Here is an 11756-nt window from a genome sequence, read left to right as displayed (position 1 = left end):
CCGCCAGCCGTCCCGCCCTGCCCGCCCTGCGGAAAAGCTACGCCCGCCGGGTATTTGCGCTGAGTGAAAAAGACCCCACCGACCGCCTGATGGACGTGCTGGCGGTGGCCCACTTCCGCCGCGCCCTGGGAGAGGACCCCGCGCTGAAGCCCCATGACCGGGAGCTGCTGGACGCTCTGGAGGCCCCCCGGGACCTGGACGGCCCCGCCCTGTCGGCCTACATTCTGGATTTTCTGCGCAAGTATTTTAACTTTACACCACAGGAGACCCAAGCAAAAGAAGCGGCCGCCGATCAAAAGCGCCATTTCTTCTTTGGCTTCCACCGGAAAACGAAGCCGGACCTCCCCGCCGTCCGGGGCTTCGGCTACGGCTTCGGCGAGCATACGGACCTCTCCCAGGACGGCGGCAAGGAGGCCGCTCCACCCCAGCGCCGCATCACCGACCTGACCATGGCCCAGAGCGAGGCGGCCCTCCGGGAGTACATCCAAAACTTTTTCGGACCTCCCCTGTACGAGCTCCGGGAGATGAGCAAGCGGGAGGAAGCCCTCTGCACCGACGACCACAAGGGCTGCCACCTCTACTACGCCAAGGGCGGCGACGAGCTGGACGCCGCCGTCCGGGGCTATGCCGGCTCCCAACGCCGGGCGGCGCTGAAGCAAATGGAGAAAAACCGGGCGGCCTACAACGCGGACCTGGCCCGCCACCGGGCCACTATCGCCCGGCTCACCGCCCGCATCCGCAACGCCATGATGTCCTATCTCCAGCCCACCGTTGTTCGTTCTTCCTCGGGCGCCCTGGATGCGGGCCGGGTCTGGCGGGGCGTGTATGTGAACGACGACAAGGTGTTCTCCAAGCTGCTGCAAACAGACCCCGGTGAGTTGTCCGTAGACCTGCTGCTGGACGCTTCCACCTCCCAGCTGGACCGCCAGGAGACGGTGGCGGCCCAGGGCTACATGATCGCCGAGAGCCTGACCCGCTGCGGCATCCCGGTGCGGGTCACCTCCTTCTGCTCCCTCAGCGGCTACACCGTCCTCACCCGCTACCGGGACTACAAGGAAACGGACGCCAACGGGCGCATTTTCCACTACTTCACAACCGGCTGCAACCGGGACGGCCTGGGCATCCGGGCCCTGGGCCGGGAGCTGGAGGATTCCCCCTGCGAGCACCGGCTGGTCATCCTGCTGTCTGACGCCAAGCCCAATGACGTCATCAAGGTCCTGTGGGACGGTACCTACCGCGACTATGCCGACGACGTGGGTATACAGAACACCGCCATGGAGGTCCGCTCCCTGCTCCACCGGGACATCGCCGTCATCTGCGTATTCACCGGAGACGACGAGGACGTTCCCGCCGCCCACACCATCTACGGCCGGAATTTCGCCCGCATCCGCTCCCTGGAGCAGTTTGCGGACACGGTGGGCACCCTCATTCAAAATCAAATCCGAAGCTTTGGTTCCTAAAGCGCCCAAAAAGGAAGAGACAGGCAACGCCTGTCTCTTCCTTTTTTCATATCTTACAGTCTCAGTGCTCCGCCTTGCCGGAATAGTGGACATGGAGCAGCTCATGGGTCCGCCCTTTCAGGGAACCGTTCAGCATTTCCATCGCGATAGGGTTCCGCTCGGAACGCTTGATGAGGGAGGTGCGGTCCGCCTCGTAGAGGCCCGCGGCACGCTGCTGCTTGACGGGGATCAGGCCATAGGGCTGGCCCGCGCCGCCGACGCAGCCGGTCTTGCAGGTCATGACCTCCACCAAGTCGTAGTAGGCGGTGCCCTCCTCAATGTCCTTGAGCAGCTTCTTGGCGTTGACCAGGCCGTGGACCACGGCGATGTGCAGCACGCGGTCGCCCACGGGCAGGGAAACCTCCCGGATGACGTCGCTGCCCCGGATGCCGGAGAACTGGATGGCCTGGAGGGTGTTCTTGGACTTATCTTCCACCACCCGGCGGGCCACAGCCTCCGCCACGCCGCCGGTCGTGCCGAAGATGGTGGCGGCGCCGGTGCCCATACCGAAGGGCAGGTCAGGGGCCTCGCCCTCCAGCTCGCCGAACCGGATGCCGGACTCCTTGATCATGGTGATGATCTCCTGGGTGGTCAGTACCAGGTCCACATCAGGCTTGCCGTCATGCTGGAACTCATCCCGCCTGGCCTCCATCTTCTTGGCGGTGCAGGGCATGATGGCGATGTGGAAGGTAGTCTTCCCGTCCTCCGCGTCCTTTTTGGCGTACTGGTCTTTCAGCACCGCGGCAAACATCTGCATGGGGGACTTGCAGGTAGACACATTCTTCAGGAACTGGGGTGCTTCCTTCTCCACATACTTGATCCAAGCGGGGCAGCAGCTGGTGAACATGGGGAAGGGGCCGCCCTTTTTCAGCCGCTCCAGAAACTCCTCGGACTCCTCCAGAACAGTCAGGTCCGCGCCGAAATTGGTGTCGTACACTTCGTCGGCGCCCATCATTTTCAGGGCGGAGACCAACTTGTCGATGGAATTGACACCGGGTTCCAGGCCGAAGGCCTCGCCCACGGCCACACGGACGGCGGGAGCGATCTGGAACACCACCCGCTTCGTGGAATCGTACAGCACCCGCCAGGCCTTGCCGATCTCGTCCCGGACGGTGATGGCGCCGGTGGGGCAGGCGGCGGCGCACTGGCCGCAGCTGATGCAGTGGGTGTCCGCCAGCTTCCGATCGAAAGCGGGCATCACCTGCAGGTCGCTGCCCCGGTGGGCAAAGTTCAAAATGCCCATGCCCTGCATCTCGTCGCAAACGCGGACGCAGTCGCCGCAGAGGATGCACTTGTTGGGGTCCCGGACGATGGCGGGAGAGGAATGGTCTTTTTCGTAGTGGGGGCGGGTATCCTCAAAGCGGACGTGCCGCACGCCGAACTGCAGCGCCAGATCCTGCAGACGGCACTTGCCGCTCTTCTCGCAGGTGGTGCAGTCCCGGCAGTGAGAGGAGAGCATCAGCTCCAAAATCATCCGCCGGTGCTTTAAGAGCCGGGCGGTGTTGGTGCGGATCCGCATGCCGTCCCGGGGCTCCATGGAGCAGGAGGCGTCGATCTTGCCTTTCTCGTCCTCCACCACACACATCCGGCAGGCGCCGAAGGTGGACAGCTCCGAATAGTAGCAGAAGGTAGGCATGTCGATGCCCGCCTTGCGGATGACCGCCAGCACGTTTTTCTCCCCGTCGAAGGGCACCCGCTGGCCGTCGATGTACATGATTCCCTTTGCCATAGGTCAGCCCTCCTTTGATGCTTCGATGGCGCCGAAGGGACAGCTGCTCACACAGGCGCCGCAGTTGATGCACTTCTCCGGGTCGATGGTATGGGCCTTCTTCACAGCGCCCTCGATGGCCTCCATGGGGCAGTTCTTCCGGCACTTGCCGCAGCCCTTGCACTTTTCCGCGTCGATGACGGGGTGGGGCTTTTCCCGGTTGCAGATGGGGCAGTGATGGTCCACCACGTGGGCCAGATACTCGTTGCGGAAGTATTTCAGGGTACTCTGGACGGGCTTGCAGGCGCTCTGGCCCAGGCCGCACAGGGCGGTGGAGCTGATGGTATCCGCCAGCTCCTCCAGCAGGTCCAGGTCCTCCAGGGTGCCCTTGTTGGCGATGATGCGGTCCAAGATCTCCAGCATCCGTTTCGTGCCCTCCCGGCAGGGGACGCATTTGCCGCAGGACTCCTTCTGGGTGAACTCCATGAAGAACCGGGCTGTCTCCACCATGCAGGTGTCCTCGTCCATGACCACCAGGCCGCCGGAGCCAATCATGGCGCCGATGCCCTTGAGAGAGTCAAAGTCCAGTGGCAGGTCCAGATGCTCCTGGCTGGCGGTGGTAGCGCCGCCGGAGGGGCCGCCGATCTGGACGGCCTTGAACTTCTTGCCGCCCCGGATGCCGCCGCCGATGTCGAACACCACTTCCCGGATGGTGGTGCCCATGGGCACCTCGATGAGGCCGGTGTTCACCACGTTGCCGGTCAGGGCGAAAGCCTTGGTGCCGGGGCTGGTGCGTGTGCCGATGGAGTGGTACCAGTCCACGCCGTTGCGGATGATGAGGGGCACGTTGGCAAAGGTCTCCACGTTGTTCAGCACCGTGGGCTCGGCCCAGAGGCCGTGCTCGATGGTGCGGGGCGGCTTGACGCGGGGCATGCCACGGTTGCCCTCGATGGAGGCGGTCAGGGCGCTGCCCTCGCCGCAGACGAAAGCGCCGGCGCCCATATTCACATGGATGCGGAAGGAGAATTCGGTGCCCATGATGCGGTCACCCAGCAGGCCGTATTCCTCGGCCTTGGCGATGGCGGCCTTCAGGCGGCTGACGGCCAGGGGATACTCGGCGCGGACGTAGATGTAGCCCTCGTCGCTGCCCACGGCCAGGCCCGCGATCATCATGCCCTCCAGTACGCTGTGGGGGTTGCCCTCCATGATGGAGCGGTCCATGAACGCGCCGGGGTCGCCCTCGTCGCCGTTGCAGACCACGTACTTCTTCTCAGACTTCTGCTTCCGGGCGCCGTCCCACTTCCGGCCGGCGGGGAATCCGCCGCCGCCGCGTCCACGGAGTCCGGAATCGGAGATGGTCTTGCAGATCTCCTCGTCGGTCATCTCAAACAGGGCCTTTTCAAAGCCGGAATAGCCGCCCTTGGCGATGTACTCCTCGATGTCTTCGGCATCGCTGCGGCCGCAGTTCTCCAGCACCACCCGGTGCTGGCGCTTGTAGAAAGGAATGTCCTCCTGGCGGGGATAGGCCACGCCGTCCAGGTGGTACACCAGACGGTCGATGATCTCGCCGCCCAGGACGGTCTTTTCGATGATCTCATGGCAGTCCTCGGGCTTGACATGGATGTACATAACGCCCAGCGGCTCGATGTGGACCAGGGGGCCCATCTCGCAGAAGCCGTGGCAGCCGCTCATCTTCACATGAAGGCTCTTCTCCTCATCGGTGTCGTGCTTGAGGCCCACATATACCGTCAGGTCCCGCTTCTCGCACTCGGCCTTGATGTTGTCGTAAATTTTCAGGGCACCGCCGGCAATGCAGCCGGTGCCGGCACAGATCAGGACGGATGTCACCTGCTCGCTCTGTTTCAGGGCGTTCCGGGCATTGGCCTGGAACACATGGAAGCTGTCCCGCGTCATTTTCGCTCTGCTTCTCATACGGCGGCTCCCTCCTTCTTGCGGATGTCCTCCAGCAGCTCCAGCGCCGCTTCGGGGGTCATTTTGGCGTGGACCTCGCCGTCGATGGTCATAACGGGGGCCAGTCCGCAGGCACCGAGGCACGCCACGGTCTCCAGGGTAAACAGACCGTCGGCGGAGGTCTTTTTCTTCCCCGTCAGGCCCAGGTAGTCATGGATGGCGTCATAGATGGGGCCGGATTTGCGCACATGGCAGGCGGTGCCGGCGCAGACCTTGACGATGTGCCGCCCCTTGGCCTCCAGGGAGAAGTTCTCGTAGAATGTTGCCACGCTGTACACTTTGGCGGTGCTGACACCCAGCTTTTCCGCGATCAAAGTCAGAGTTTCCTCACTGAGGTACTTGTACTCTGCCTGGATCTCCTGCATAATGGCGATGAGATTCGCCTGATTGCAGTCATAGCTCTCGATGATTTCGTCAGCCCGGGTCAGTTCGTTGCTCATTGGCATGTCTCCTTACCTGTTCAGAGTAGTAGTTTTTGCCCTGCTCCAAGGGCGGAAGGCTATCCAACAACGGAGTTCTTGAGCCGTATTTTGCCGCTCTTTCAACGCCTCCTCACGTTTCCATCTTGAAAAGCGCCGCATTTTCGCTTATAAATATGGTAAATAATGTGTTTATCATACAGAAATCAAAAGGAGATGTCAACGATGGAAATTTCCAAGGTCAAAAAGGTCACGGTGGCCGGCGCCGGGACCATGGGCACGCTGATCGCCCAGACATTCGCCTCTCACGGATACACCGTCGCGCTTTGGAACCGCAGTGAATCCGGTCTGGAAAGAGGCCGGTCCATTATAGCGGAAAATCTGGAGGCGGTCCCGCCGGAGGAGCGGGACGCGGCCGCTTCCAGGCTCACCATGACCACCGACCCGGATTGCTTCCGGGACGCGGACTTTGTGCTGGAGAGCATCGCGGAGGACATGGATGTCAAGCACGCCTTTTACCGGCAGATCGAGCCGCTTCTGAAAGGGACTTGCCTGGTCGCCACCAACACCTCGGGGCTGTCCATCACCGCCCTGTCCCAGGCTTTCGGAGCTCCGGAGCGGTTCTGCGGCATGCACTGGATCAACCCCGCCAACCTCATCCCGCTCATTGAAGTCATCAGCGGAACATCCACCGCCCCGGAAACGGCGCAGACCGTCTACGCCCTGGCGGAGGACCTGGGCAAAAAGCCCATCCATGTCAAAGACGTCCCGGGCTTCGCCCTGAACCGGCTCCAGTTCGCCGTCCTGCGGGAAGCCCTGCACATGGTGGAGACCGGCGCGGCCTCCATGGAGGATGTGGACAAGGCCATGAAATACGGCCTGGGCCTGCGCTACGCCTGCATCGGCCCCTTTGAGACCGCCGACCTGGGCGGCCTGGACATCTTCTGCGGCATCTCCGAGTACCTGTTCGCGGACCTGGCCGACGACAAGGAGCCTCAGGCGCTGCTCCGGCAGAAAAAGGCGGAAGGAAAGCTGGGCCTCAAGAGCGGCGAAGGCTTTTTCGATTACTCCGATGGCCACGGTGCGAAGGCGGTGGCGGAGCGCAACCGGAAGCTGGCCGCGCTGAGCGAGATCCTCTTTGGATCCTAACACACAAACCCGTTAAAATGCCGTAAAAAAGCTGCCGTCTGCTGTTCGCAGGCGGCAGCTTTTTTCACCAGAGGAAGGGTACCATCCGGTACTTCACTTTTTTCTCATATGCCCGGTAGCCGGGCAGCCCCGCCTCCAGCACCTGCTCCTCATTCCGGATGCGCTTCACCAGAACAGCCGGAACAAACAGGAACGGCAGAAGCGCGGCAGCGGAGCCCAGCACCAGCGGCATAGAGAGGAACAGCACCGTCACCGCCAGATACATAGGGTGCCGCACGATGCCGTACAGCCCGGTGTCGATCACCTTCTGCCCCTCCTGTACCTCCACCGTGCGGGAGAGATGGGCATTTTCCCGCAGCACCTCCACATACAGCCCATAACCCGTGCAGAACAGGACCATCCCCAAAGCAACCACAGGCGCCGGCAGACGCGTCCAGCCAAACCGGAAGTCCAGCCCCGCCAGAACGAACCCGGTTATAAAAATCAGACTGGACAGCAAAATGACGGCCCGCTGCTCCGGCTCCTGTTCCCGGCTGTTCAGCCGCTTTCGCAGCAGCTCCGGCGCCCTGCGGTACAGCACCGCTCCCACTACCGGCATGGGAACGAACAGCAGTGCAAGGAGCCACCACGCGCCGGGAAAATGCCAGGTGCCCGCCGGCCCAAACAGCAGCGCCCCCATCAGGAGCAATCCCGACAGAAGTTTTGCAAACGCACGCATCAAAAGTTTCATAAAACTGCCTTTCTTCCTGCGGATGCACCCCAAACCCGCTATATGCGGATCACATCATCCGCACACGCAGGACCGGCTCATGTGTCCGCTCCCACTCCGGGCCTGTGTATGTCCCGTTGGCCCGGTCAGCACCGCGCAAGCCGCCGCTCTCCGTTCCTTGTAACGGTTCAAAGTACCTCATGTTTTTCCGGCCCACTCCATCAAGCTTTCCTTTTGGGGACAACTGTGGGCACACGCCAAGGCCGCGAGCCGTCAAAGCGTATATGCCCCATTATTTTATTATAATTAGAGTTGTATGCTCTCGTCAATGCCATACACCATGCGGATGTGACCTGCCCAATCGTACGGGTCAGTAAACAGAAAATGGCGGACAGCCTTGCAATGGGTAAAGTCGAAACTGTCTGCTTTGATGCTCCATCCATTCCGCACTGCGGGCAGACACCAGAACCGTTTCTACCTCGTTTAGCTTGGCTTCATCATGGATATCAAAACTGTCTGCTCTGTTACTTCAAAGCCCTCCATGCGGGTGAAAACAAGGGCGCTTTTCAGGAATGCGTACTCTCGTCTGCTCATGGATTTTTGCTCCTTTCAGATAAGCAAAAATCCATGCCGCAAGGGCATGGATTTTCTTGGAGCTACTGAGCGGACTTGAACCGCTGGCCTGCTGATTACGAAGAGTGTCCAAACTCTCAAGCCACTGCTTTCCAGCCCTTTCTTGAGCTTTCCTCTGGGGAATTTTCGCACAAACCTGCTCTTGTACCCTTTCCTTCCCGCCCCATTTTTTCCTGTTGTGGGTCGGAGTGTGGGTCGGGAACCCGCCGAGCAAAACCCACTTTTCAAATATGTGAAAGTATGATACACTATACACATGTAAAATGCAACCTATGGAGGTGTCGACATGAGCGAACGGGAATACGAAGCGCTGCGCAGCGCATTGGCCTCCACCCGCATGGAGGGCTTTCGCGTGACCGAGCAGACGGAAAAAGACTGCATCCGCCTCATGAGCGGCGAAGTTTCTGTGGCCGACCTGGTCAAGGAGATCCTGGCCCGCCCCGCAAAGGCGGTGTGATATGGGATACAGTATTGACCCCATCTCTGCCAACTGTTACCCCGGCACGACGATCCTCATCAATAAATTTGATATCCGTGACGAAGAAAAGCTGAATGAGATCGAAAGCGTCATTTCCTCCGCAAGGTATGCGGAATGGTTGAACACACCACGGTCTTCCGCATTCGACTTCGACCACTACAAGGCCATTCACCGTTTCCTCTTCTCTGACCTGTATGAATGGGCAGGCGAAGTTCGTACTGTGAACATCAGCAAAAAAGGGACTCATTTTACCCCTGCTGAAAGTATTGAACATCAAGCTGCCCTGATTTTTGGGCGACTTCGGACCTGCAATTATTTCAATGGTTTGTCCCATGACAAGTTCGTAGAGGAAATCGTTGATTTCTATTGCTCCACCAACGCTTTGCATCCCTTCCGGGAGGGAAATGGCAGAACCCAGCGCGCATTCCTGACGCAGCTCATCCGCAACGCCGGATATGAGATCAATTTTGCTGATATGGATACCGACCTTCTGATGATAGCAACCATTCAGTCTGCCCAGGGTGTCACGGATCTGCTGAAAGATATTTTCACAGAAAGCATCTTGTCTTAAAACAGGCAACCATATGACCGTTGTGACCGATGTGGTCATGGATCAAGCCTCGCCGAAGTATCCGGCGAGGCTTGACTGGTATCCGCGGTCTGATCATAACTCTGGTTGCCGAGTTCGCCAACGGCTTTCTGGTAACCGTCAAAGCTAACGGCGTATAAAAACGCTGGCTCATTCTGCTGAGCCAGCGTTTTCAATCTTTCGGTATCCTGCATTCATCTGGGGCGTTGGCAGGCGTAAGCAGTTCCACCCACGCCGCATCTGTCTGACTTAGGGCAGGAGCATTCCGCAGGACCCAGAGCAGATAGGCGGACGCTCAGGCACTGAGTGCGGCAAGCCATGCGGCAACGTCTCCGCTCTCCGAGAGAGCTGTCAGAAACGCCTTCATGCCCTCTGTCCGTAAGACATCGTTGGCGCCGGACAGCAGGCGGAGATACTCCTCCAGCATAGCAAGGCTTTCTTCCTCCTGTCCAGCCTCTTCTAGACTTACAGGGAGGAACATACTGGGGGTATCAATCACAGCCAACACAAACGTCTTTCCCTGGTCATAGCGGTCCTCCCTGAAACGCATCCCTATGGCGGTATCCCACCGCGCTTCGACCGCGCCTGCCGCCAGCAGCATCTGCCGGTATCTCCATGCGTATGCGTCCTCATTCGCGGTGTCCGCCCGTGCGGCGTCCAGAAGCGCTTCCCCGGCGACCGTATAGCCGGAGATTTCCATACGCAGTTGCTTCTCCTCCTGCACCGTGTGGATATATTGCATGACGCCGTATACCGCGAGGGCCGCCACCAGGGCCGTCAGGGCGGCAAACACAAGTATGTTTTTCCGTTTCATCATTTTCAAGAAACCGTAAATCGGCCTGTGGTGGCATCAGTGGTATAGATCAAGAATACCCCCTCCCAGGCGTCAACGTAATAAGTCAGCCGCGCATTCGCCGTATAAGTCCCGGTGAGCCCGTTTGTCAAAATGTTGAATCCAACAGGAAAGTAATTATTCGCACTGTCAAAATTCAGCCCCAGTGTGTCGACTGTAACGTCAACATAGCTATTTGCGCCGTCATAGGAATAATTGACCTCTCCCCTTGCTTTATTCATCAAACTCATAAGAGTAGTAATTGGAAGGCCATAGTTCCCCAGGACAGAAATAAATCCCTCTAAAAGCGTACCTAAAACATCTGTATCTCCTTGATTTTCATTCAAGACTGTAGTCCCCTCCATGGAGGCGATACTTGTATCGCTTCCCACCCGCTTCAAACCGATCCTATAATTCTGCACACCAGCGGAAATGAACTGGGCCCCATCAAAATCATCAGCATCAATATTTTTAACGAAAGAACCTAGACGCGCAATGAACCGCTTATTGCTGGAATCTCGATATACTTCAATGGATGATGCCGTGCCGGAACCAGAAAAAATTGCGGTCGACTTAAATGATCCCCTTGCGCTATTGACAAATGTCAAACCGGAAGATGCCGCGGCGGACACAATACCGCTGGCTTCGTTCTGACAGTCGCTGACATATTCCAAATACTGTGACACAAAATCATCTGTCATCACTGAGGTTCCAAAGCTGAAAAATATCTGTTCCGCATGCTCGTCTCTGCCAAAATCTTCTGGAGTGATTGTAATACCAGCGCTAATCGTATCCTGCTGAGCCAACTTGCTGAGGCCAACATCTACTAAGTACGCTTTTCCGTCAATAGTGATGCCACTGCTCAAAAATCCCCGAATCAATGTATAGTCACTACTAATCTCATGAACGCGGACTTTTCCTGTTGCGGTAATTGGATATGTATTCCCGGAAATATCCATGGTGAAATAGACAGTCGCTTCACCCGAATTCTGGCCGGGAGCGATTTGAATGTTGTAGCTATAATCAGTTGTCCCCCAAATCTGTGTACCTGAGTCATCAGATACTGTAGTTTCGCTGGCGGGTGAAATCCCAAAAGCATCCTCAACTTCTTGCAGATTAGAAAGTAAGTTTACTGTAGAATCATTGACGCTTCCGGAGCAGCTCAGGCCATCTGCCGCAAACACGGGAACGCACAGCGACAGACACAGGCCAAGCGCCAAAAACAAGCTGACAAGCTTTTTCATAAACTTTCCTCCTTATTTCTCCTGGCATTTTGCTTCCATTTTATACTTCACAAATCCAGACAACTTCACCGTGCTTCCCGAATTGTTCCTGACTGCAAATGTGTACTTTCCTCTCTCTTCAATTTCGATAGTTTCATCACTGCTACCGTTTGTCACATTGATATAATGAAAAACACCGTCCGCATCAATCAAACCAAAGTCTACACCTGCTGAAAATGGAGTATACGACGCCTTAATCGTTACAGTTTCCCCCGCTTCTAACGGAAACGCTGTATTTGCTTTACCCTTCCCATATGCTTTAATACTCATATTAAAAGAGTTTGTCGCACGCCCAATCACAGTCTCCGACACGTCACGCGCTTCAGGCTTCGGGCTGGTCTCATTAATAGCCCTCACATTTATACAAAGACAAGTAACCATGCTTATGCAGCCTACATTCTTTTATTGTAACTATTCAGGACCCCCGGTCCCAGGCATTACCAACAGGCCCTCGCCTGACCGGAGAGAGCCAATAGGATGGCGTGG

Annotated in this window: 12 protein-coding genes; 5 read left to right on the top strand and 7 right to left on the bottom strand. The window is 57.9% G+C overall.

What is annotated here, in order from left to right; genetic code table 11:
* Positions 1 to 1460, top strand: a 1460-nt coding sequence (locus tag JQM68_RS13060) for a vWA domain-containing protein (RefSeq protein ID WP_235223467.1), incomplete at its 5' end; no start/stop codon positions are given.
* 61 nt (positions 1461 to 1521) lie between these two features.
* Here JQM68_RS13060 and JQM68_RS13055 read toward each other — a convergent pair.
* Genes JQM68_RS13055 through JQM68_RS13045 form a run of 3 tightly spaced genes read right to left on the bottom strand, consistent with a single transcriptional unit; the run spans position 1522 to position 5618 of the window.
* Positions 1522 to 3228, bottom strand: coding sequence for a [FeFe] hydrogenase, group A (locus JQM68_RS13055; protein WP_235223465.1), 1707 nt, complete (start codon positions 3226 to 3228; stop codon positions 1522 to 1524).
* A gap of 3 nt (positions 3229 to 3231) precedes the next feature.
* A complete protein-coding gene (locus JQM68_RS13050) occupies positions 3232 to 5121 on the bottom strand; it encodes a (2Fe-2S) ferredoxin domain-containing protein (protein WP_235223469.1) in 1890 nt (629 codons plus the stop codon).
* Between the two features lie 14 nt (positions 5122 to 5135).
* A complete protein-coding gene (locus tag JQM68_RS13045; RefSeq protein WP_235223464.1) occupies positions 5136 to 5618 on the bottom strand; it encodes an NADH-quinone oxidoreductase subunit NuoE family protein in 483 nt (160 codons plus the stop codon).
* A gap of 204 nt (positions 5619 to 5822) precedes the next feature.
* Here JQM68_RS13045 and JQM68_RS13040 point away from each other — a divergent pair, with 204 nt between their 5' ends.
* Complete coding sequence (locus JQM68_RS13040) at positions 5823 to 6746, top strand: 3-hydroxyacyl-CoA dehydrogenase family protein (RefSeq protein ID WP_235223463.1); 924 nt, start codon at positions 5823 to 5825, stop codon at positions 6744 to 6746.
* Positions 6747 to 6810: 64 nt separating this feature from the next.
* On the opposite strand, the gene JQM68_RS13035 is transcribed toward JQM68_RS13040, so the two are convergent.
* A complete protein-coding gene (locus JQM68_RS13035; RefSeq protein WP_235223461.1) occupies positions 6811 to 7476 on the bottom strand; it encodes a methyltransferase family protein in 666 nt (221 codons plus the stop codon).
* A gap of 381 nt (positions 7477 to 7857) precedes the next feature.
* Between JQM68_RS13035 and JQM68_RS13030 the strand changes: the two genes are divergently transcribed.
* From JQM68_RS13030 to JQM68_RS13020, 3 genes are all read left to right on the top strand, one after another.
* A complete protein-coding gene (locus tag JQM68_RS13030) occupies positions 7858 to 8118 on the top strand; it encodes a hypothetical protein (RefSeq protein WP_235223460.1) in 261 nt (86 codons plus the stop codon).
* 256 nt (positions 8119 to 8374) lie between these two features.
* Entirely contained in the window at positions 8375 to 8545 is a 171-nt protein-coding gene (locus JQM68_RS13025; protein ID WP_235223458.1) for an antitoxin VbhA family protein, read from the top strand.
* A 1-nt stretch (position 8546) separates the two neighbouring features.
* Positions 8547 to 9137, top strand: a complete 591-nt coding sequence (locus tag JQM68_RS13020) for a Fic/DOC family protein (RefSeq protein ID WP_235223456.1) — start codon at positions 8547 to 8549, stop codon at positions 9135 to 9137.
* 313 nt (positions 9138 to 9450) lie between these two features.
* Here JQM68_RS13020 and JQM68_RS13015 read toward each other — a convergent pair whose 3' ends face one another.
* From JQM68_RS13015 to JQM68_RS13005, 3 genes are read right to left on the bottom strand one after another with little or no spacing between them, the layout of a single operon-like run.
* Positions 9451 to 9972 (bottom strand): hypothetical protein, encoded by a 522-nt coding sequence (locus JQM68_RS13015; protein ID WP_235223455.1) that lies wholly within the window; start codon positions 9970 to 9972, stop codon positions 9451 to 9453.
* A gap of 2 nt (positions 9973 to 9974) precedes the next feature.
* Positions 9975 to 11231, bottom strand: a complete 1257-nt coding sequence (locus JQM68_RS13010; RefSeq protein ID WP_235223453.1) for a hypothetical protein — start codon at positions 11229 to 11231, stop codon at positions 9975 to 9977.
* Between the two features lie 12 nt (positions 11232 to 11243).
* The gene (locus JQM68_RS13005) at positions 11244 to 11651 is read right to left on the bottom strand and encodes a hypothetical protein (protein ID WP_235223452.1); all 408 of its coding nucleotides are present in this window, start codon (positions 11649 to 11651) and stop codon (positions 11244 to 11246) included.
* Positions 11652 to 11756 lie beyond the last annotated feature (105 nt).

The sequence above is a fragment of the Oscillibacter valericigenes genome (assembly GCF_021531435.1).
In the GTDB taxonomy this organism is placed as follows: Bacteria; Bacillota; Clostridia; order Oscillospirales; family Oscillospiraceae; genus Oscillibacter; species Oscillibacter valericigenes_B.
The sequence above is the reverse complement of the archived record's forward strand: the minus strand, read 5'-3'. Positions and strand labels throughout refer to the sequence as shown.